General features: G+C 64.2%; 18 protein-coding genes. 1 reads left to right on the top strand and 17 read right to left on the bottom strand.

The annotated features are described in order from the left end of the window. Positions 1 to 193: 193 nt before the first annotated feature. The 3 genes from ABIC76_RS11975 to ABIC76_RS11965 all read right to left on the bottom strand — a co-directional run bounded on the left by ABIC76_RS11975 (position 194) and on the right by ABIC76_RS11965 (position 4,449). Entirely contained in the window at positions 194 to 1,495 is a 1,302-nt protein-coding gene (locus tag ABIC76_RS11975; protein WP_102064511.1) for a Glu/Leu/Phe/Val family dehydrogenase, read from the bottom strand. Positions 1,496 to 1,646: 151 nt separating this feature from the next. After that, on the bottom strand, positions 1,647 to 2,591 hold the full coding sequence (locus tag ABIC76_RS11970; protein ID WP_354534089.1) for a LysR substrate-binding domain-containing protein: 945 nt from the start codon (positions 2,589 to 2,591) through the stop codon (positions 1,647 to 1,649). Between the two features lie 16 nt (positions 2,592 to 2,607). After that, complete coding sequence (locus ABIC76_RS11965) at positions 2,608 to 4,449, bottom strand: ABCB family ABC transporter ATP-binding protein/permease (RefSeq protein WP_102064510.1); 1,842 nt, start codon at positions 4,447 to 4,449, stop codon at positions 2,608 to 2,610. Positions 4,450 to 4,539: 90 nt separating this feature from the next. On the opposite strand from ABIC76_RS11965, the gene ABIC76_RS11960 reads away from it, so the two are divergent. Continuing rightward, a complete protein-coding gene (locus ABIC76_RS11960) occupies positions 4,540 to 4,977 on the top strand; it encodes an acyl-CoA thioesterase (protein ID WP_037026264.1) in 438 nt (145 codons plus the stop codon). Positions 4,978 to 5,041: 64 nt separating this feature from the next. Here the strand turns inward: ABIC76_RS11960 and ABIC76_RS11955 are convergent, their stop codons facing one another. The 14 genes from ABIC76_RS11955 to ABIC76_RS11890 form a co-directional block, all read right to left on the bottom strand. Beyond that, complete coding sequence (locus ABIC76_RS11955; protein ID WP_354534087.1) at positions 5,042 to 5,806, bottom strand: enoyl-CoA hydratase; 765 nt, start codon at positions 5,804 to 5,806, stop codon at positions 5,042 to 5,044. 26 nt (positions 5,807 to 5,832) lie between these two features. Continuing rightward, positions 5,833 to 6,798, bottom strand: a complete 966-nt coding sequence (locus ABIC76_RS11950; RefSeq protein WP_102064507.1) for a DegV family protein — start codon at positions 6,796 to 6,798, stop codon at positions 5,833 to 5,835. 218 nt (positions 6,799 to 7,016) lie between these two features. Continuing rightward, entirely contained in the window at positions 7,017 to 8,216 is a 1,200-nt protein-coding gene (locus ABIC76_RS11945) for an acetyl-CoA C-acyltransferase (protein ID WP_354534086.1), read from the bottom strand. A gap of 33 nt (positions 8,217 to 8,249) precedes the next feature. Next, the gene (locus ABIC76_RS11940; protein ID WP_354534085.1) at positions 8,250 to 10,730 is read right to left on the bottom strand and encodes a 3-hydroxyacyl-CoA dehydrogenase/enoyl-CoA hydratase family protein; all 2,481 of its coding nucleotides are present in this window, start codon (positions 10,728 to 10,730) and stop codon (positions 8,250 to 8,252) included. 190 nt (positions 10,731 to 10,920) lie between these two features. Continuing rightward, complete coding sequence (locus ABIC76_RS11935; RefSeq protein WP_316888578.1) at positions 10,921 to 12,708, bottom strand: acyl-CoA dehydrogenase C-terminal domain-containing protein; 1,788 nt, start codon at positions 12,706 to 12,708, stop codon at positions 10,921 to 10,923. A gap of 51 nt (positions 12,709 to 12,759) precedes the next feature. Continuing rightward, entirely contained in the window at positions 12,760 to 13,350 is a 591-nt protein-coding gene (locus ABIC76_RS11930) for a TetR/AcrR family transcriptional regulator (RefSeq protein ID WP_021196492.1), read from the bottom strand. A gap of 404 nt (positions 13,351 to 13,754) precedes the next feature. Further along, positions 13,755 to 15,419, bottom strand: a complete 1,665-nt coding sequence (locus ABIC76_RS11925; RefSeq protein ID WP_354534084.1) for an acyl CoA:acetate/3-ketoacid CoA transferase — start codon at positions 15,417 to 15,419, stop codon at positions 13,755 to 13,757. A 44-nt stretch (positions 15,420 to 15,463) separates the two neighbouring features. After that, entirely contained in the window at positions 15,464 to 16,732 is a 1,269-nt protein-coding gene (gene clsB / locus ABIC76_RS11920) for a cardiolipin synthase ClsB (RefSeq protein WP_354534083.1), read from the bottom strand. Beyond that, positions 16,729 to 17,475 carry an endonuclease/exonuclease/phosphatase family protein gene (locus ABIC76_RS11915; protein WP_027678228.1) on the bottom strand — a complete coding sequence of 249 codons (747 nt, stop codon included), beginning with the start codon at positions 17,473 to 17,475 and terminating at the stop codon, positions 16,729 to 16,731. The genes clsB and ABIC76_RS11915 overlap by 4 nt, the downstream gene beginning before the upstream one ends. A 1-nt stretch (position 17,476) precedes the next feature. Next, the gene (nudB, locus tag ABIC76_RS11910; RefSeq protein ID WP_027678229.1) at positions 17,477 to 17,962 is read right to left on the bottom strand and encodes a dihydroneopterin triphosphate diphosphatase; all 486 of its coding nucleotides are present in this window, start codon (positions 17,960 to 17,962) and stop codon (positions 17,477 to 17,479) included. A 101-nt stretch (positions 17,963 to 18,063) separates the two neighbouring features. Next, the gene (locus ABIC76_RS11905; protein ID WP_354534082.1) at positions 18,064 to 18,924 is read right to left on the bottom strand and encodes a hypothetical protein; all 861 of its coding nucleotides are present in this window, start codon (positions 18,922 to 18,924) and stop codon (positions 18,064 to 18,066) included. A 149-nt stretch (positions 18,925 to 19,073) separates the two neighbouring features. Further along, complete coding sequence (gene aspS / locus ABIC76_RS11900; RefSeq protein WP_354534081.1) at positions 19,074 to 20,900, bottom strand: aspartate--tRNA ligase; 1,827 nt, start codon at positions 20,898 to 20,900, stop codon at positions 19,074 to 19,076. Between the two features lie 94 nt (positions 20,901 to 20,994). After that, a complete protein-coding gene (locus ABIC76_RS11895; RefSeq protein WP_102064501.1) occupies positions 20,995 to 21,732 on the bottom strand; it encodes a DUF502 domain-containing protein in 738 nt (245 codons plus the stop codon). A gap of 31 nt (positions 21,733 to 21,763) precedes the next feature. Further along, on the bottom strand, positions 21,764 to 22,111 hold the full coding sequence (locus ABIC76_RS11890; RefSeq protein WP_102064500.1) for an FmdB family zinc ribbon protein: 348 nt from the start codon (positions 22,109 to 22,111) through the stop codon (positions 21,764 to 21,766). Positions 22,112 to 22,316: the final 205 nt, after the last annotated feature.

Below are 22,316 nucleotides of genomic sequence, written 5' to 3'. Positions count from 1 at the left end.
ACTTGAGGATGGGAAGGACGACGATGCTGCCATCGCCCTTCTCATGGTGCGACGCTCCGGAACGTTATGGTTCGTCCCATGAGCACCGGCTTTCTTCAACCGTCGCGCATGGCCGCCTGATCGGCAGCAACGCGATAGACCGGTGCAGCGCCCTGTTGGAGCACCGCGCCGGTATTGACCAGCGCGTTGCCGATCAGGGGTACAGACCGCGCTCTTGGCGGGCCTGCAGAATCCGCGTACAGGCGATGATGAACGCCGCCGTACGCAGAGTAACCTTGTTGTCCTGCGCCACTTGCCAGACGCCACGGAAGGCATCTTGCATGATCCGTACCAGGCGCTGGTTGATCTCGTCTTCGGTCCAGAAGAAGCTCGAGAAATCCTGCACCCACTCGAAGTAGCTGACCGTCACGCCGCCGGCGTTGGCGATCACGTCCGGGCAGACCAGGATGCCTCGGTCGCGCAGGATGTCGTCCGCCTCGGGCGTCGTGGGGCCGTTTGCACCTTCCACGACAATTTTTGCCTTGATATGGGGCGCGTTCTTGGCGGTGAGCTGGCCTTCCAGCGCGGCCGGGATCAGGAATTCGCAGTCCAGCGCCCAGAAATCGTCTTGCGAGACGGTCTCTGCCGCAAAGCCGGCCACGCTGCCGTTGTGGTCAACGTGCTGGATCAGCGCGTCGACATCCAGGCCGTTGCCGTTGAACACGATGCCCTTGTGGTCTTGCACGGCAATGACCTTGGCGCCAGCGTCGTGGAACAGCTTGGCAGCCACGCTGCCGACGTTGCCGAAGCCCTGCACCACCACGCGCGCGCCCTTGACGTCGATGCCAAGGTTGCGCGCGGCTTCGCTGCCGACCACGAACACGCCGCGGCCCGTGGCTTCGCGACGGCCCAGGCTGCCGCCCAGCGCGATCGGCTTGCCGGTCACCACGCCGGTGGCGGTGGAGCCTTCGTTCATGGAGTACGTGTCCATCATCCACGCCATGATCTGCGCGTTGGTGTTCACGTCCGGAGCCGGAATGTCCTTGTTCGGGCCGATGATGATGCCGATCTCGCTGGTGTAGCGGCGGGTCAGGCGCTCAAGTTCACCGGAAGACAGCTTGCGCGGGTCGACGCGGATACCGCCCTTGGCACCGCCGTACGGCACGTTCACGGCCGCGTTCTTCACCGACATCCACGCCGACAGCGCCATCACTTCCGACAGCGTCACGTCCTGGTGGAAACGCACGCCGCCCTTGCCCGGACCGCGCGACGTGTTGTGCTGCACGCGATAGCCCTCGAAGTGGGCGATGCGGCCGTCGTCCATCTGGATGGGCACGTCGACGATCAGCGCGCGCTTGGGACGCTTGAGCGTTTCAACCCAACGTGCGAGCGAGCCGAGGTAGGGGGTGACCCGATCGACCTGCTGCAGATAGATGCCCCACGGGCCGAGGTTGTCGGCCGGCAGATAGGACGGGATGGCGTGCTGGAGTGTCGACGGAGATGCGACATTGGACATGGCTGTCTTCCTTTTTTGGACCTCGGTAAGGTCCTTCAAGTCCCACAAAATGCCCGCCAGCTTAGGGACCGGCCAGAACGAAATCCAATGCCGTTTTTACATCGGGTTATGCATCTGGCGCATAACCCTCTACTCGAATCCGGTAGTCCGTTCAGTCCGCCAGCGCGCTCCATAACGTGTCGATCAACTCGCGTTTGCGCTTGGACTGGGGGTGCCGACGGTCGTGGGCGCCGCTCTGCGGGTGCTCGCGGTAAAGCCGGATTTCCATCTCGATCGACAACGTGCCGCCGCCCTTGCCTTCCGCGCGCACGAGGCGCCCGGCCGCCACGTCCTCGCGCACGGCACTCTCGGGCAGGAAGGCCACGCCATGGCCCGCCAGCGCCATCACCTTGAGCGCTTCGGCCATGTCGGTTTCGTAGCACTTGTCGAGCAGCGGCGCCACCGGCGAGTTTTCCAGCAGCACATCCACCATGCGCCCGAGAAAGGCGTTGGGCGTATAGCTCAGGTAGGCGATGGGCCTGCGCGCGGTGGGAACGAGCCGATAAATCGGCCGGCCGCTGGCGTCGGGCTTGGAAAACGGCGAGAGTCGCTCGGTGCCCAGCACCAGCATGTCGTAGCGCGTGGGGTCGAGCTGGATCATCTGCCGCGCGTGGTGATACACCATCACGAGGTCGCAGCCGCCCTCCACCAGCGTCATCACCGCATCGTGCACGTTCAGCGCGCGCAGCCGGCATTGCAGCTTGCCGATCTTCTCTTCCACCTGCGCGAGCCACCCCGGGAAGAACGTCAGCGATAGCGTGTGCGGCACGGCAAAGTCGATCGTCGATGCGCTGGCAGGACGCTGGCCGCGCATCAGGGCGCGCGTCTCACTCACTTGGGCGAGCATCGCCAACGCCTGTTCGTAGAACACTTCGCCGGCGGGCGTGAGGCGTGTGGGATAGCTTGATCGGTCGATCAGCTCGTTGCCGAGCCACGCCTCAAGGGATTGAATGCGCCGCGAAAACGCCGGCTGCGTCACGTGCCGCAATTCGGCCGAGCGCGAGAAGCTGCGCGTTTCGGCCAGGCTGATGAAGTCTTCCAGCCATTTCAGTTCCATCGCGTTGTCTCCCCCCTCAACCTGCCCGGGCGTCTTCTTCTGTTTCTTCGGCCACGCGTTCGGGCTCGCGCGCCTGCATGCGCCACATCTGCGCGTAACGGCCTTCCGCGCGCAACAACGATTCGTGCGTGCCGCGCTCGATGATGCGACCGTGCTCCATCACCAGAATCTGGTGCGCACGCACGATGGTCGACAAGCGGTGTGCGATGACCAGCGTGGTGTGGTTCTGCGCCAGGCGCATCAGTTCTTCCTGGATGGCGTGCTCGGTGCGCGAGTCCAGCGCAGATGTCGCTTCATCGAAGACGAGAATCGGCGGACGCTTGAGCAGCGTGCGCGCAATCGCCACGCGCTGCTTTTCGCCGCCCGAGAGTTTGAGGCCGCGCTCGCCGACTTGCGTCTCGTAACCGTCGGGCAGCGACTCGACAAAATGGTGGATCTGCGCTGCGCGGGCGGCTTCGATCACCTCTTCGCGGCTTGCATCGGGGCGGCCGTAGGCGATGTTGTAGTAGATGCTGTCGTTGAAGAGCACCGTGTCCTGCGGAACGATGCCGATGGCGGCGCGCACGCTGGATTGCGTGACATCGCGCAAGTCCTGTCCGTCGATCTGGATGGCGCCGGACTTCACGTCATAAAAGCGGAACAGCAGGCGCGCGAGCGTCGACTTGCCCGAGCCGCTCTGCCCCACCACCGCCGTGGTCGTGCCGGCCGGAATCGTGAAATCCACATCGAACAGAATCTGGCGATTGGCCTCGTAGCTGAAGTCGACATGCGCGAAGCGCACTTCGCCCGCGTGCACCGCCAGCGGTTTGGCGTCGGGCTTGTCGGCCACTTCGCGGTTGGTCTGCAGCAGGTTGAACATGCGGTCCATGTCGGTCACCGCCTGCTTCAGCTCACGGTAGATCACGCCCAGGAAATTGAGCGGAATGTAGATCTGCAGCATCAGCGTGTTGACTAGCACGAGGTCGCCCAGCGTCATGTGCCCCGCCGCGACACCCTGCGTGGCGCGATACAGAATCAGGATGAGCGCCGTGGCGACAATGAACTGCTGGCCGAAGTTCAGCACCGACAACGAGTTCTGCGAGCGGATGGCCGCGGCGCGGTAGTGCTTCAGGTTCTCGTCGTAGCGACGCGCTTCGTAGTCTTCGTTGCCGAAGTACTTGACCGTTTCGAAGTTGAGCAGCGAATCGATCGCCTTCTGGTTCGCGCGCGAATCCAACTCGTTCATCTTCCGACGGAAGTGCGTGCGCCAGTTCGTCACCGTCACCGTAAAGACGATGTAGCTGACCAGCGCGCAGAACGTGATGAGCGCGAACCACACGTCGTACTTCACGAAGAAATACGTGATGACAAGGCCGACTTCCACCAGCGTCGGCAGGATGCTGTACAGCGAATAGGAGATGAGCGACTGGATGCCGCGCGTGCCGCGTTCGATATCGCGGCTCATGCCGCCGGTCTGGCGCTCAAGGTGAAAACGCAGTGACAGCGCATGCAGATGGCGAAACACCTGCAGTGCGAGCGTGCGCACCGAACTCTCCGTGACCTTCGCGAACAGGATTTCGCGCAGCTCCGAAAACAGCGATGTCGACAGCCGCAGCAGCCCGTAGCCGATGATGATGCCCACCGGCACCACCAGCAGCGCGCGGGGGTCGGACGGCGACACGTTCATGGAATCGATCAGCCGCTTCATGACCATCGGCACACCGAGGTTTGCCACCTTGGCTGCGATCAGGAATGACAGCGCCAGCGCCACACGCCACTTGTAGGCCATCAGATACGGCAGCAGGCTCTTGATGGTGCGCCAGTCGCCGCGGGCAGCCCCCGGCGGAGGCGGTTCGGAAGAGGCGGGAAAGCGGCGCATGTGCGGTGCAATAAAATGGCGGATTGTGTATTCTCCCACCGATCACCTGCGCGCGCCCTGGCCCCGCTGGTGGGCCCTCCCTCCGCTTCAATGCTGCCCTGCATCATCATGTCCGATACCCAAGCCACCACTGAAACCGTCACGCTGCCCGCCGACAAGCAGCCCGCCGTGCGTGTGATGCCGATGCCGTCCGACGCCAACGTCCACGGCGATGTGTTTGGCGGCTGGATCATGTCGCAGGTGGACATCGCCGGGTCGATCCCTGCGGTGGTGCGTGCCAACGGCCGCGTAGCCACGATCGCCGTCAACTCGTTCGTCTTCAAGCAACCGGTGTACGTGGGCGATCTGGTGAGCTTCTACGCCAACGTGGTCAAGACGGGCCGTACGTCGATCACCGTGGACGTGGAGGTCTATGCGCAACGCATGCACGCCAACGGCCGACACGCCACCGTCAAGGTGACGGAAGCCACCCTCACCTACGTGGCGACCGACGAGACCCGCAAGCCGCGCGTGCTGCCGCCGCTCTGAACGGCCACGCCCAACAAAAAACCCGGCTTCGCGCCGGGTTTTCTTTTGCAGGGGAACGATTGGCTCAGTTGAACTTGGAGAAATCCGGGCGGCGCTTTTCGAAGAACGCCGTGAACGCTTCGCGCGCTTCCGGAGCACGCAGCATTTCGCCGAATTGCTTGCCTTCCACCGACATGCGCTCGGCGATCTGCGGCGTAGCGCCCTCCTTCATCAGGCGCTTGGTGGCGCGCAGCGACGCGGGCGGCAGCAGCGTCAGCTTGCGCGCCTGCGTACGCACGAAAGCCTCCAGCTCCCCGGCGGGCAGCACGCGATTGACCAGGCCCAGCTCGCGCGCTTCGTTCGCGTCGAACGGCTCGCCGAAGAGCAGCTTGTCCGCCGCACGGTGATAGCCGGCCAGCTGCGGCAGCAACAGGCTCGATGCGGCTTCCGGACAGAGCCCCAGCTGCGCGAACGGCATCGACAGCTTGGCCGTGTCGGACGCATAGACGAGGTCGCAATGCAGCAGCATCGTCGTGCCCACACCCACCGCCGCGCCGCTCACCGAGGCGATCAGCGGCTTGGTCGCCGTGCTGATCGCCCTCAGGAACTGGTGCACGGGGGCGCTTTCGTCCTTGGGCGGATTCTTCATGAAGTCTTCGAGATCGTTGCCCGCCGTGAATACGCTCTCGTGGCCGGCGAGCACGATCACGCGGACGGCAGGATCGGTCTCGGCGGCCACCAGGGCATCGGCCAACGCTTGATACATCGCGGCCGTGATGGCGTTCTTGCGGTCCAGGCGGTCAAACGTGAGCGTCAGGACGCCGTCTGCGGTCTCGGTACGAATCGACATGAAAACTCCAGGTGAAGCCTGCGCACCTAAATCGGCACAGGCGAATCAGATAGATAACCGACGGAGAACGCGTTGGCCCCCACGTTCAACGCCACGGTCAGGCTCATCGGCGCGAGCAGCACTTCCACGCCGTGGTCCTGTGCGGTTCGCATCAACGCCTGCACCGGCTCCATGCGGCGCACGGTGTCGAGCGAACCGGAATACGTGATCGCCACCACGGGCGTGGCCAGACGCTCCTCGGCGATCATGGTTTCGGTATGCGCAAGCAGGCGGCGAATGCCTTCCTCGGAGCCCCGCACCTTGGCGATGGCTTCCGTCTCGCCACGATGCATATGGATGAGCGGACGCACGTTGAAGGCCGTGCCCATCATGTAGCGGCTCCAGGTGATGCTCTTCTCGCCCTTCTGCTTGGCGCGCGTGTACATGTACAGCAACTCGTCGGGGACGAGGTAGACGTGCGAGGCATCGCGCAGGCGGTTTTCGATCACGTGCACCACGTCGCGCACCTCCGCGCCCTCGCGCAGCATGCGGGCGGCCTCGTGCACCATCAGCGCCTGGCCGGGCCCAATGGCGCCGGTGTCCACCACCGTCAATTCGAACAGGCCTGAACGGCCGGCATCCTTGCGTGGCTTGAAGCTCTTGGCCGTGGTGCCCACCACTGCGCCGGTGGCGTGGCTGTAAAAATGGCTGCGCGAGCTGGCAATCGTCAGGAGCAAGGCACGGTCGTGCTGCGTGACAACGTGCTTGAGCAGGAAATCTTCGATCTCGCGTTCGAGCAGCGGAATCGATTCGGCATAGTGATCCTGTTTGTCGACGAGGTACTTGCGATAGAGCTGCGGCAGCGCAGCCTCGTCGCGGCGGTCTTCAACAAACAATTCGCCCGCACGAATGCGGAACGGCACCACGCCCAACCCCAGCTGATCGATCATCGAGCGTGGCATGTCGCATGCCGCGTCGGTCAATACGATTGTGTCGCCGATAGCGTTGCCCATCGCGCGCCCTCCTCTTGGTGCACCGCCGGTGACCCGGTGGTGTGTCTCCTCTGTCGCGGAATCATGGTTCCGCTTCTGTCGCGATACCGGCCAGGTGCCGGCTGCGTTCTTCGGCGCGCTTGTTGATGTAGTACTGCGCGCGCCTGCGCAATCATGCGTGTTGAGACGGGCGATTTACAAGCAGGGGGAAGAACTTAATCCTTCCCCCTGACGTGGGGTCACATGCGTTCGAAAATGCCCGCGGCGCCCATGCCGGTGCCGACGCACATCGTCACCATGCCGTACTTCTGGTTGCGACGGCGCAGGCCGTGCACCACCGTGGCCGCACGAATGGCACCCGTGGCGCCCAGCGGGTGGCCCAGCGCGATCGCGCCGCCCAGCGGGTTGATCTTGCTGGTGTCCAGGCCCAGGTCCTGGATCACGGCGAGCGACTGCGCGGCAAACGCCTCGTTCAGTTCGATCCAGTCGATCTGATCCTGCGTCAGGCCGCCGGCCTTCAGCGCGGCAGGAATCGCTTCCTTCGGACCAATCCCCATGATTTCCGGCGGCACACCGCGCACCGCAAACGACACGAAGCGCGCCAGCGGCACCAGGTTGAACTGCTTGAGGATCTTTTCCGACACCAGGATCAACGCGCCCGAGCCGTCAGACGTCTGCGAGCTGTTGCCGGCCGTCACGCTGCCCTTGTTGGCGAACACGGCGCGCAGCTTGCCCAGGCCTTCGACCGACGTGTCGGCACGCGGGCCTTCATCCAGCGACATGGTGCGCGTCTTGATGTCGACGGCGCCGGTGCCCAGGTTCGGGAACTTCTCGATGATCTCGATCGGGGTGATCTCGTCCTTGAATTCGCCGGCTTGCTGCGCCGCGAGCGCCTTCTGATGCGACGCGAGCGAGAAAGCATCCTGCGCCTCGCGCGAGATCTTCCACTGCTGGGCGACCTTCTCGGCGGTCAGGCCCATGCCGTAGGCGATACCGACATTCTCGTCACGCGTGAAGATATCCGGCGACATCGACGGCGAGTTGCCCATCATCGGCACCATGCTCATCGATTCGACACCGGCGGCGATCATCACGTCGGATTCGCCCACGCGGATGCGGTCAGCAGCCATTGCCACGGCCGTCAGGCCCGAGGCGCAGAAGCGGTTGACGGTGACGCCGCCCACGGTGTTCGGCAGGCCAGCCAGCAGCGCACCGATACGCGCCACGTTCAGGCCCTGCTGCGCTTCGGGAATCGCGCAGCCGACGATGGCGTCTTCGATCAGCGCCGGATCCAGGTTCGGCACCTGGGCGACAGCGCTCTTGAGGATGGTCGCCAGCAGGTCGTCCGGACGCAGGTTCTTGAGCGTGCCCTTCGGTGCCTTGCCGATCGGGGAACGCGTCGCGGCGACGATGTAGGCGTCTTGCAGTTGCTTGGTCATGATGAAACTCCTGTCTCTCTGTCGTCGCGGCAATTAGTTGCGCACCGGCTTGCCGGTTTGCAGCATGCCCATGATGCGTTCCTGCGTCTTGGAGCTGCCGAGCAGATCCACGAAGGCCTTGCGCTCCAGCGCCAGCAGCCATTCTTCGTCCACCAGCGCACCGGCTTCGACATCACCGCCGCACACGGCTTCGGCAATGCGCGCGGCGATCGTGAAGTCGTGCTGCGAGATGAACCCGCCGTCGCGCATGTTCACCAGCGACGCCTTGATCGTGGCGATGCCCGAACGGCCTGCCACCGGAATGCCCACCGGACGCAGCGGTGCGCGGTAGCCCGAATCGGACAGCGCACGCACTTCGTTGCGTGCAACGTGCAGCAGCTCATGCACGTTGAAGACGATGGTATCGGTCGGCTGCAGGTAGCCGATCTTCTGCGCGTCCAGTGCGGAAGACGACACCTTGGCCATGGCCGCCGCCTGGAAACGGTTGGTCAGGAACTGCAGGATGTTCGTGCTGCCGGCTGCCTGCGCAGCCTTGGCTGCCGCCAGAGCCGCCTCCTTCAGGCCACCACCTGCCGGCACGAGGCCCACGCCCACTTCCACCAGGCCGATGTACGTTTCCAGCGCAGCCACACGCTTGGCCGAGTGCAGCAGCAGCTCGCAGCCGCCGCCCAGTGCGATGCCCGATGCGGCCGACACGACGGGCACACCAGCGTACTTCACGCGCATCATGCCGTCCTGGAACTTCTTGACGAACGGCTCGATGCCCTTGGCGCCGCCCATCATGAAGGCCGGCATGGCTTCTTCCAGGTTTGCACCGGCCGAGAACGGACCACCCGGCGCGCCCAGCTTGAGCGACGTCGGCTGCCACACCACCAGACCCTTGTAGCCAGCTTCCGCCAGATCCACCGCGCGCGTCAGACCGTCGATGACGCTCGGTCCGATCGTGTTCATCTTGCTCTTGAACGAGACGATCAGCACGTCGTCCTGGCCGGCCGCGTCGTCCACCCAGATGCGCACGGCATCGGTCTCTTCGATCGTCTTGCCGTACGTGAGCGGATTGACCGTGGTCGCGCCCTTGATCGGTGCACGGAACACCTGGCGACCGTACACCGGTAGCGTGCTGCGTTGCAGGAACGTGCCCTGCTTGGCCGACCACGAACCCTGTGCCGAATGCACACCGCCGTTGTCTGCGACCGGACCGGAGAACACCCACTGCGGCAGAGCTGCATTCGACAGCGCCTTGCCGGCCTCGATGTCTTCCTTCACCCACTCGGCCACCTGCTTCCAGCCGGCTTCTTGCCAATCTTCGAACGGGCCGCTGTTCCAGCCGAAGCCCCAGCGGATCGCCAGATCGACTTCCGCAGCCGAATCGGCAATCTGCTCCAGGTACACCGCGATGTAATGGAACACGTCACGGAACACAGCCCACAAGAATTGCGCCTGCGGGTTGGTGGATTCGCGCAGCAGCTTCAGACGCTCGGCCGGCTCCTTCTTCAGGATGCGCACAACGATGTCGTCGGCCTTCTTGCCGCTCGGGCCGTACTGGCCGCTTTGCGGATCCAGCACCTTGATTTCCTTGCCTTCCTTCTTGTAGAAACCGGCGCCGGTCTTCTGGCCCAGGGCGCCCGCCTCCACCAGCTTGGCCAGCACGGGCGGCGTGGCGTAGACCGGCGCGAACGGATCGTCCTTCAGGTTGTCCTGCATCGTCTTGATGACGTGCGCCATCGTGTCCAGGCCCACCACGTCCGCCGTGCGGAACGTCGCCGACTTGGCACGGCCCAGCTTCGAGCCCGTCAGGTCGTCCACCACGTCAAACGGAATGCCGTACTTGGCCGACTCCGCAAACACCGCCAGGATCGAGAAGATGCCGACGCGGTTGGCGATGAAGTTGGGCGTGTCCTTCGCGCGCACCACGCCCTTACCGAGCGCGGAGGTGAGGAACGTTTCCAGCTTGTCGAGAATGTCGCCGCGCGTGTGGGCAGTCGGGATCAGCTCGACCAGGTGCATGTAGCGCGGCGGGTTGAAGAAGTGCACGCCGCAGAAGCGCGACTTCAGCTCGGCGTCAAAACCATCCGACAGTTCGGTGATCGACAGACCCGACGTGTTCGACGCGAAGATTGCGTGCGCAGCAATGTGCGGCGCGACCTTCTTGTACAGGTCGTGCTTCCAGTCCATGCGCTCGGCAATCGCTTCGATGACGAGGTCGCAGTCGCGCAGCTTCTCGATGTCGTCTTCGTAGTTCGCAGCCTGGATGAGGTTAGCGTCATCCTTGATGCCGAGCGGTGCCGGCGACAGCTTCTTCAGGTTTTCGATGGCCTTGAGCGCGATGCCGCTCTTCGGGCCTTCCTTGGCCGGCAGGTCGAATAGCGTGACAGGAACCTTGGCGTTGATCAGGTGCGCGGCAATCTGCGCACCCATCACGCCGGCGCCTAGCACGGCAACGCGCCGGACGAGGAAGTTGGATCGCTGGCCGGCCTGCGGCTGCGCGCTGGTGGGGAGTTCAGTGCGGGTCATGGTGTCCTCGCGGAAAGAAGAGGAGTCGTCACCCCCGCACAAGCGGGAGCAACAAAAAGAGGCGTTGAAACCTGCTCGCGATCCGTAGCGAGCGGTTCGAGGTTGGCGGGAGAAGCGCAGCCGTACATGGGTACGGCGAGCATCGCAGTGCCAAGATCGGACCGCGCAGTAGGATCGTGGGCAGGTTTCCTTAGAACAGGTCGGCTTCGAGTGCCATCAACGTCGCACCGCCGGCACGTGCCATGCGGATCTGCGAAGCCGTCTCAGGCAGCAGCTTGGCGAAGTAGAAGCGCGCCGTTGCGAGCTTGACCTTGTAGAAGGAGTCGCCGCTGTCTTGCTTTTCCAGGGCGATCTTGGCCATGCGGGCCCAGAAGTACGAGAACACCAGGTGGCCGACCACGCGCAGGTACGGCACAGCGGCGGCGCCGACTTCGTCCGGGTTGGCCATGGCCTTCATGCCGATTTCCATGGTCAGCTTCTGGACCTTGTCGCCAATGTCGGCCAGCGGGTTGATGAATTCCTGCATGGCTTCGTTGGTGCCTTCGGCTTCCACAAAGTCCTGGACCAGCTTGCCGAACTTCTTCATCTTGGCGCCCATGTCGCCCAGGATCTTGCGGCCCAGCAGGTCCAGCGACTGCACGGTGTTCGTGCCTTCGTAGATCATGTTGATGCGGGCGTCGCGCACGTATTGCTCCATGCCCCACTCGGCGATGTAGCCGTGGCCACCGAACACCTGCATGCCTTCGTTGGTGGCGATGAATGCGTTGTCGCTCAGGAAGGCCTTGGCGATCGGGGTGAGCAGCGCGACCAGATCCGCCGCGTCCTTGCGCACGGACTCGTCTTCGTGCGACAGCTCGCGGTCAATCTGCAGGGCGATCCAATAGCTGAATGCGCGGCCACCTTCGGCAAACGCACGCTGGGTCAACAGCATGCGACGCACGTCCGGGTGAACGATGATCGGGTCAGCCGGCTTGTCCGGTGCCTTCGGGCCAGAGAGGCTGCGCATCTGCAGGCGTTCCTTGGCGTAGGCAGCGGAGTTTTGGTAAGCGACTTCGGTCAGGCCCAGGCTCTGCATGCCGACGCCCAGACGCGCCGCGTTCATCATCACGAACATGGCGTTCAGGCCCTTGTTCGGCTCGCCGACCATCCAGCCCTTTGCGCCATCCAGGTTGATCACGCAGGTGGCGTTGCCGTGGATGCCCATCTTGTGTTCGATGGAGCCGCACTTCACGCCGTTGCGCTCGCCCGGGTTGCCGTTGGCATCGGGAATGAACTTCGGCACCACGAACAGCGAGATGCCCTTCGTGCCGCCCGGAGCGTCCGGCAGACGTGCCAGCACGAGGTGAATGATGTTCTCGGCTAGGTCGTGCTCGCCCGCCGAGATGAAGATCTTCGTGCCGGTGATGGCATACGAGCCATCGGCCAGCGGTTCAGCCTTGGTGCGCAGGATGCCCAGGTCGGTGCCGCAATGCGGCTCGGTCAGACACATCGTGCCGGTCCACACGCCAGACACCAGCTTCGGCAGGTAACGCTGCTTGAGTTCATCGGTACCGTGTGCGTGCAGGGCTTCGTACGCGCCATGCGACAGGCCCGGATACATCGTCCAGGCCTGGTTGGCCGAGTTCAGCATCTCGTACAGCGCGTTGTTGATCAGGATGGGCAGGCCCTGACCGCCGTACTCCGGATCGCAGCCCAGCGAAGGCCAGCCGGCCTCGACATACTGTTGATACGCTTCCTTGAAGCCCTTCGGAGCGGTCACCACGCCGTCGCCGTGGTACGTGCAACCTTCGCGATCGCCGGACTGGTTGAGCGGGAAGATAACTTCGGAGCAGAACTTGCCGGCTTCCTCGATCACCTGGTTGATGGTGTCGGCATCGATCTCCGCGTGCTGCGGCATTTGCTTCAGGTGGTCCTCCACGCCGAGAAGCTCGTGGAGAACAAACTGCATGTCACGCAGCGGTGCGGTGTATTGACCCATCTTGCAACTCCTTGGTGTGTACTGCGCGACCGCTAGGTGTGCGATGCCGCGTCAGGTTCGGTAAGACTGAATGAGTTTGTTGAGCGCCACCATGGCCAGTTCGGCACTGTTCGGCAACCGCAGGAAACGCGCATCGTGATGCAGACCCAGCTCCAGGCTGTACATCTCGAAGAGCATCAATTGCGGGTCCGCTTCTGCACGCAGATGGCCTTCTTCCTTCGCCTGTGCAATCGCGCGGGCCAAAGCTGCACGCCAGATCGTCACGCTCTTGACAAGTTCGTCGCGCACCGGGCTTTCGGCACGATCGTCGTACTCCACCGCGCCGCTGATGTAGATGCAGCCCGTGGTCACCTCCTGAATGCGGCGCTCCATCCAGCGTCGCACCATGCTCCACAGGCGCGGCAGACCGCGCGGTTCCGTCAAGCTCGGGTAGAAGACTTCCTGCTCGAACCGTTTGTGATACTCGCGGACCACTTCCACCTGCAGATCCTCACGCGAGCCGAAGTGTGCGAACACCCCGCTCTTGCTCATCTGCATGCGCTCCGCGAGCACACCGATCGTCAATCCTTCCAGTCCGTCGCGCGAGGCCAGTTCCAGCGCGGCATCGAGAATCGCTGCACGTGTCAGCTCGCCCTTGCGCATCGGCGTAGCTGCTGCGTGATTCGATTCGAGACGAGCGGTCGGGTGACGCATGATGATTTCTCTCCGTTCTTTTCTGGGGCGTGACACGCGAGAAAATTGGCTTGCTGCAGGGCGCCTTTTGCGTGCCGGGCAGGACTGTAAACCAGCCTGCGCAAACACTCTAGCCCAAAATCGAACGGTCGTTCAATTATTTACAGAGGACCTTTGAGCGGCAAGTGTTTTATTAGAAAGCGCCATCTAAAAGGCGACATTGAATCGTCACCTTGCGCGACGCAGCGCGAATCCTGCAAACCCTTTAAAGCAAAGGCTTTGCGGGGTGTGCGCCGCACCCATAAGACGGGCTTGGCGCAGCATATCCGACGGATTTTCTAGTGCTACCCGTCAGTAAATAAACAGCCGGAAAATCAGGCTTGCGTGATGCCGGCATGCATGGCGCCGCGGCGGAAGATGCGCGCGTCCATTTCACGCAGGTCGGCTGCCACGGCAACGTCCGCGGCGCATTTATCCAAGACGTCCCGCTGCAGATCGATACCGGGCGCGATTTCCGTGAGCGTGAGGCGCCGGCCGCCGCGGCCATCGTCGCGCATCTCGAAAACGGCGCGCTCGGTCACATAGCGCACCGGAATGCCCGATCGCGCCGCATATTCACCGTTGAAGGTGAGGTGCGACACAGCCGGCACGATCTTCTTGAGCCGTCCTTCGCGCACGATGCGCAGCTTGCCGCCTTCGGCTTCGACCTGCAGGCCGCCGGCGGTGAGCGTGCCCATGAACACAACCGAACGCGCGCTCTGCGTGATGTTGATGAAGCCGCCGACGCCGGCGACGATCGTATCGCCGCCCTCGCCGAACAGGCTGACATTGACGTTGCCGGCGCCGTCCAGTTCTGCCAGGCCGAGGATGGCGAGATCGATGCCGCCACCTTCATAGAAGTCAAACTGCGCGGGTTGATCGACGACCGCTTCGGGATAGGCCGACGCGCCAAAGCTGAGGCCATCTGCCGGGGTGCCGCCAATCGGGCCTGCCTCCACGGTAAGCGTGAAGCCGCGCGCGCCCTCCTGTTCAGCGAGGGCGCCGACGGCCGCGGGCATGCCCACGCCGAGGTTCACGACGCGTGGTTGCTGCGCGATCAGTTCCAGCACGGCGCGGCGTTGCACCAGCGTGCGGGCGTCGAGCGCGCCGTGCTGATTGGCCTCCAGCGCCTTGCTCGCTTCGATGACGTCTTGCTTGAGCTGGATCGCCTCGCCTTGCCAGGGGCGGATGTAGGTCGGGTTAAACGCTTCCCCGAAGGTCATCTGGTGTTCGGCTTCATCGTCGGCAACGACCACGTAATCGACGAGGATGCCCGGCACGTGGATCGCCTGCAGGTTGTCATGCCGATCAACGAGCCGGCGCACCTGGGCGATGACGATGCCGCCCGAGTTGCGGGCGGCCTGCGCCATGGCCAGCAGCTCGTGATGAAAGGCTTCTTCGTGCGTGCTGATGTTGCCGCGCGGGTCGGCAGCGGTGCCGCGCAGGAAGACGCAGTGCAGCGGGAAGCTCGGGTAAAAGAGATAGTCTTCGCCGCGAAAGCGCTCGTACTCAACCCACGACGCCTGACCGGCCGCACGCGCTGCCTTGGCGCGCTGATTGATCGCCCCACCGTGGTAGCGCGGGTCAAGCTCCGTGCGTGGGTCGACGAAGGTGTGCAGGCCCATCTTCGTCAACACGCCGGGCTTGCCGCCTGCGATGGCGCGGTACAGATGCGTGAGCACGCCCTGCGGCAAATTGAATGCATCGCACTGCTCGGCGAGCGCCATGTCCGCGAGCCGCGTGGCGGAGCGCCAATGCCCACCGACAACACAGCGCGTCATCCCAGGATTGCCGAAGTGGTTGACGCCGCGCGTGGCGCGATCGCCCTGTCCGGCCGAGTAGACAAGCGTCAGATCGCGCGGCTCGCCTGTGGTCAGAAACCGGCGCTCCAGCGCGTGCGTGACGGCCTCTGCATGGCCTGCGCCGACAAACCCTGCACATGCCACCGTCCACCCTGGCTGCACCAAGCGTGCGGCTTCATCCGCTGTGATGACTTGCATGTCTCCTCCGTCTTGTTGTGTCTTGTAGGTCTGTAACGCTACCGCTAGTACTGTGCTGCACGCCCGCTGATGACCACGCCAAGGCGCACAAGGCGATAGGCACACCAATCCGCCAAGCGCCACCACCAGCGGCGTGCGGCGTGCGCGTCGGCCAGCACGCGGCGTGCGTGATGGGCGATGGCATCTTCCAACGCGCCACGCAGTTCGCTGGCCACGGTTGCGTCCCACACCACCACGTTCGCTTCACGTGCAAGCAGCAGGCTGAATGGGTCGATGTTGCTGGAGCCCACCGTCGCCCAGCGGTCATCCACCACGGCCACCTTGGCGTGCAGGAAGCTGGCGGTGTATTCGTGGATCTCGACGTTGTCACGCAGCAGCATGTGATACAGCGAACGCGTCGCGTAGTGCTGCAGCCGGTATTCGACCTGCCCCTGCAGCAACAGGCGCACGCGCACACCGCGCCGTCTGCATGCGGCCAGTGCGCGCATGAAACGCACGCCCGGCAAGAAGTACGCGTTGGCGATGATCACCTCGTGTCGTGCGGCGCCCAGCGCGCGCAGATATTCGCGTTCGATCGCACGCCGGTTGCGGACGTTGTCGCGCAGCACCAGCGAGGCCAACACGGTGCCCGGCGCACGCTCACTTTCTCGCCCCGACGCTCCGCGATGTCGGGGCCGCGGCGTGTCCGTCATCACCGGAAACTCGGCGGCGACGCCCGTGACACCTACCTCCCGCATGCCGGCGCGCACGCCCATCTGCCACCAGAGCCGGTCGACGGTCAGCGCAATCTGCGCGACCAGCGGCCCGCGCACCCGCACGGCAAAGTCGTAGCGCGGCCCCAGCGCGGTGTCGTTAAACGGCGCGTGGTTCAGGTCGTCGATGATGTTGATGCCGCCCACGAACGCCACATCGTCATCAATGACGGCGATCTTGCGATGCAGCCGTCGCAAATGGCGGCGTTGCAGGCGGAAACCCCGCAACGGACGATAGATGCGCAGACGCACACCCGCCGCTTCCAGCATCGCGGCGATGTTGGCGGGCAGCACGCCGGTGCCGAAGCCGTCGATGGTCAGGTGGACATCCACGCCGCGCTGTGCAGCGCGGGCAAGCGCTTCCGTCACGCTGTGGGCGGTGGCGTCGTCGGTGTAGATGTAGGTTTCGAGTGCGACGCGGCGTTGCGCGGCGTCGATGGCTTCGATCAGGGCGGGGAAGAACTCGGCGCCGCCGCACAGCAGATCGACGTCGTTGCCCGGCAGGGGCTTACCCCGCCGCCACTCGGAGCGCAGCGGACCCGCATCGCGCGCGACCTTCATGGATGTGCCAGTTCAGCCAGCAGGGGCACATGGTCGGAGCGCTGTGCCCACTCGCGACCGGTCAGCGCGTGCGCACGTTCGATATCGAAACCGCGCACATAGATGCGGTCCAGCCGCAGCCACGGCATATGGCTGGGGAAGGTGCGGACCGGGCGCGCATCGGCAGCCTTGTCGGCCACTTCGGTCGCACCCAGCGCCTGGCAAATCATGCGATCGAGGCGATTGTTCCAATCGTTGAAATCGCCCGCCACCACGAGGGGCGCATCCGGTGGTACGACGGAACGCACGCGATCGACGAGTGCCTCCGCCTGCCGCTGCCGGCTGCGTGCAAACAAGCCGAAGTGTGCGCACAGCAAATGCACCTCGCCAAAACCGAGGTCGGTCACGGCGTGGAGCAGGCCGCGCTGCTCGAAACGGTGGTCGGAGATATCGAGATTTTCCGACAGCAGGATCGGAAACCGCGACAGGATGGCATTGCCGTGATGCCCATGCTCGTACACGGCGTTGCGGCCATAGACCGTGTGCGGATAGACGTCCGTCGCGAGATAGCGCAGCTGCGTGTAATTCGGGTCGAACAGTTCTGCGGCGACGAGGCGGTCGTTGCGGTCCTGCACCTCCTGCAGGAAGACGATGTCGGCGTCCATGGTGTGCAGACCCTGCCGCACGTCATGCACGCGCACACGCCGCGCAATGCCGGTCACGCCCTTGTGGATGTTGTAGGTGGCAACGCGCAAACGCAGCATGTCAGGCCTGGTCCTTTGTCAGCGCCGCTTGACGCGCGTGATAGGCAGCAAGGCGTTCGGGCAACTGCAGAATGGCCTCGGCGTTGCTGCGCGAGAAGCACCGCGCGGCGGCCTCTTGGTAAGGCAGCCATTCGGCCTGCACATGCTCGCGCGGGGACATCCGCACCGGTACCTTGCCGCTCACCAGCAGGCCGAACCAGTGCTCCGTGTTGCGCGTCACGCCCGGCGCGTAGCGATGGCGCCAGCGCGGGTAGATTTCGTATTCGATGTGGTGGCCCCAGTCGATCAGATGATGCTGGGCCGCGTCGATACCGGTTTCTTCCAGCGCCTCGCGGCGGGCCGTATCGGCCAGGGGCTCGTCGAGTGTGTCGCAACTGCCCGTCACGGATTGCCAAAAGCCCGGATGATCGGCCCGCTCCATCACCAACACATGCAAATCGGGCGTGTGAATGACGACGAGAACGGAGACGGGAATCTTGTGCGGCATGGGTGCGTCTTCAATGGGCGGCGCGATCGCGCTGCAAGGCAATAGCTTACCGCAGCCAGAAGCGTGCCACCGTGAGGCTCGCTGCGCTGCCGTGACAGCAATCATGCCGCGCGCAGCGGCCCTTGTCCGGCGCGGGTGCGGGCGAGCCACAGTGCCGTCTCGTCGGTCGCCGTTTCGTGACCCAGCTCTCGGCGAGCCACCGCCAGCAGCGGATCGAGCATCGCAGCATAGTCGTCGGCCGCGCGCTGCGATTGCGCCCACAACGCTTCCGTACGCTCGGCCAGTTGTTGGCGCAGCGCAGCGAGTTGCGCGGTCAACTCGCGTTCGCGATTGCCAAGGGTGTTGAATTTCTGGATGAGAAAGCGCTGCACATCGGTCTGCTCCGATTGCGCGTTGGCCTGGTCGAAGCGCTCGACTATGGCCGAAGTCTCACGCTCGATACGATGCAGTTCGCTGGTGCCCTCACGCTCGGCAGTTTCCAGCGCTTGGAGGGCGCGGCGTTCCGCCTGCAGAACACGCGCGTGATCGGCAAAGCGGCGTTCTGCCGCCAAGTGGGCTTCGGCCAGCGGACGCGACGTGTCATAGACGAGCGGATGTACCGGCATGCCCGGTGCGGCTGGCGGGAGTGCCGCCTCGGGCAAACGCAGGTTGGCGACCGCATGCAGCCATTGCATCCGCTCCGCCGCGAGGTGGCCCAGTGCGCGCATCGCCTCAGCCAAACCGGCAGACACCGCCGATGCGGGTGCACCGGGATGTGCGCTCTGCGCCGCCGCGGCAATTTCGGGCACGCACGCTGCCACCGTGGTGGCCACGGCCTCGGTCATCGCCATGGCGGCGCGCCGGGTGGCGCGGCGGATTTCGATCCACGCCAGCAGTATCACCACCAGCGCGGCGATCAACCACGTCAGCAGAAACTCCGCGTGGGCGACGACCCATGTGCGCGCAAAGTCGATGTAGTCCATCTAAACACTCCTCCTTCGTTGTCACACGACGTGACAGAAACGAAAGATTCGGTTTAGCACGCAATGTTCCCAATGGAAGGCGCTCAAAAAAAAACCGCGCCGCCCTAAATCAGGCGGCGCGGTTTGTTGCGGAGCGTCAGCGCGGGCGCTTAGGCGGTCGTTGCAGCCGTCGGTGCGGCAACCTTTGCCTCGGCAGCGCGCAGGCGGATGTGCAGCTCGCGCAATTGCTTTTCGTCGACCGGGCTCGGTGCCTGCGTCAGCAGATCCTGCGCACGCTGCGTCTTCGGGAAGGCGATCACGTCGCGGATCGAATCGGCACCGGCCATCATCGTGACAACGCGGTCCAGGCCGAACGCGATACCGCCGTGCGGGGGCGCGCCGTACTGCAGTGCATCGAGCAGGAAGCCGAACTTGGCACGCGCTTCCTCATCGTTGATCTTCAGCGCACGGAACACCTTGCTCTGCACTTCTTCGCGGTAGATCCGCACCGAGCCGCCGCCGATTTCCCAGCCGTTGAGCACCATGTCGTAAGCCTTGGCGATGCACTTGCCCGGGTCGGTTTCCAGGTATTCCAGGTGCTCGTCCTTCGGGCTCGTGAACGGGTGGTGCATGGCCACCCAGCGCGCGTCTTCCTCGTCGTACTCGAACATCGGGAAGTCGATCACCCACAGCGGCTTCCAGGCGTCTTCGAACAGACCGGTGCTCTTGGCGAAGTCCGAATGGCCGACCTTCAGGCGCAGCGCGCCCATCGCGTCGTTGACGACCTTGGCGCGGTCGGCACCGAAGAACAGGATGTCGCCGTCCTGTGCGCCGCTGCGCTTCAGAATCTCGGCGATCGCCGCGTCGTGCAGGTTCTTCACGATCGGCGATTGCAGGCCGTCGCGGCCCTTGGCGACTTCGTTGACCTTGATCCAGGCCAAGCCCTTGGCACCGTAGATTTCGACGAACTTGGTGTACGCGTCGATATCGCCACGCGACAGCGAAGCACCGCCCGGCACGCGCAGTGCGACCACGCGGCCGCCTTCAGCGTTGGCCGGGCCCGAGAACACCTTGAAGTCGACGTCCTTCATGGCGTCGGTCAGTTCGGTGAATTCCAGCTTGACGCGCAGGTCGGGCTTGTCCGAACCGAAGCGGGCCATCGCCTCGCGGAACTCCATCACCGGGAACTTGGCGTCCAGCTCGACCGACATGGTGTTCTTGAACACCGTGCGGATCATTTCTTCAAACAGGTCGCGAATCTCCTGCTCCGTCAGGAACGACGTTTCGCAGTCGATCTGGGTGAATTCGGGCTGGCGGTCGGCACGCAGGTCTTCGTCGCGGAAGCACTTGGTGATCTGGTAGTAACGGTCGAAGCCCGACACCATCAGCATCTGCTTGAAGAGCTGCGGCGACTGCGGCAGCGCGAAGAACTGGCCGGCGTTCACGCGCGACGGCACCAGGTAGTCGCGCGCGCCTTCGGGCGTGCTCTTGGTCAGCATCGGCGTTTCGATGTCGATGAAGCCCTTGTCGTCCAGGTACTTGCGCACTTCCATCGCGACCTTGTAGCGCAGGCGCAGGTTGTACTGCATCTGCGGGCGGCGCAGGTCCAGCACGCGGTGCGTCAGGCGCGTGGTTTCCGACAGGTTGTCGTCGTCCAGCTGGAACGGCGGCGTGACGGAGGCGTTGAGCACCGTCAGCTCGTGGCACAGCACTTCGACCTTGCCGCTGGTCAGGTTGGCGTTGGTGGTGCCTTCCGGACGGGCGCGCACAACGCCCTTCACCTGGAGGCAGAACTCGTTGCGCACGCCTTCGGCCACCTTGAACATCTCCGGGCGGTCCGGGTCGCAGACGACCTGCACCAGGCCTTCACGGTCGCGCAGATCGATGAAGATCACGCCACCGTGGTCACGACGACGATGGGCCCAGCCCGACAGCGTAACGCTCTGGCCGAGCAGTTGTTCGGTGACCTGACCGCAGTATTGAGTACGCATTTGCATGTTGTGGTTTTCCGCGAAGCGCGCCGCCACTACAGCGTCGCGCGTGAAAGTTGATTGAGGAGCCGGCGTCGGTTCGACTTGGTTCGGTCGCCGGCTAGGGTGCCGCGATGGCGCCGCCCTCTGCAGGCAGCGCGGTCGGATTCGAAGGGTCGCGCGGCCCTTGAGCCGGCGACCGGTCCTCCGTCTGTTGAGAGGCATCGGGCGGGTCCATGCGGCGCGGCAGCGTTTCCGGCGCCACCACACCCATCGACACGATGTACTTGAGCGCCGCGTCCACCGTCATGTCCAGCTCGATGGTGTCGGCCTTGGGCATCATCAGGAAGAAACCCGACGTCGGGTTCGGCGTGGTCGGCACGTACACGCTGACGTACTCGCCTTGCAGGTGGTTCTCGACATCACCGCCAGGGCGGCCGGTGAGGAAGGCGATCGTCCAGGAGCCTTCACGCGGATACTGCACCAACAGCGCCTTGCGGAACGCATTGCCGTTGGACGACAGCAGCGTGTCCGACACCTGCTTCACGCTCGAATAGATTGGGCCGACCACGGGAATGCGGCCAACGAGCGCTTCCCACCACAGCACCAGTTTCTGGCCGATGAAGTTGTGCGCCAGAACGCCGACGATCAGGATGAACGCCAGCGTGAGAATCGCGCCGACGCCAGGAATGCGCCGGCCGAACAGCTGATCCGGCTGCCATGCCGACGGCAGCAGCGCCAGGCTCTGATCCATCGTGCCGATGATGAGCGACAGCACCCACAGCGTGATCGCAAGCGGGACAAGCACCAGAAGACCGGTCAGGAACCATGTCTTGAGTGCGCTGGTTTTCTGTTTCATGAGGCGATGGACCGAAAGGTGAGCGATGCGATCAGTGGCAAGCGCACGACGTGCCGCAACCACCGGACGCCGCCGGGGTGCTGGCACTGGACGACGCACTATCCGACGACGCGGCCGGTGCAGCAGCGGCTGGTGCTGCGGCATCTGCCTTGGCCGCCGTACCGGTGCCGGCCGCGGCAGCCGATGCGCCACCCGAGCCGCCACGGAAGTCCGTCACGTACCAGCCCGAACCCTTGAGCTGGAAGCCGGCAGCAGTGAGCTGCTTCTTGAACGCCGGCGCGCCGCATGCGGGGCAATCCGTCAGCGGGGCGTCGCTCATCTTCTGCAGCACATCTTTGGCGTGGCCGCAGGCGTCGCATCGATAAGCATAGATCGGCATGGTGTCCTCACCCTGGAACAAACAAATGACAAGAAAGCGATGGATTGCCCGCGCAGGCCGCGAACGCGGTGCGAGAAACGCACACGACAGGCTCGCGGAAGATTGGGGCAACTGCGCGCCGTACAAGTGCTGGCGCGCAAAGCCTTGAATTATAAACCCTTTTGAGGGAATTCCCGACCGCAGATTCGGGGCGGCCGATGGCGAT

The sequence above is a fragment of the Ralstonia sp. 1138 genome, from assembly GCF_040544795.1.
GTDB lineage: Bacteria > Pseudomonadota > Gammaproteobacteria > Burkholderiales > Burkholderiaceae > Ralstonia > Ralstonia flatus.
This window is presented reverse-complemented; position numbering and strand designations above follow the sequence as displayed.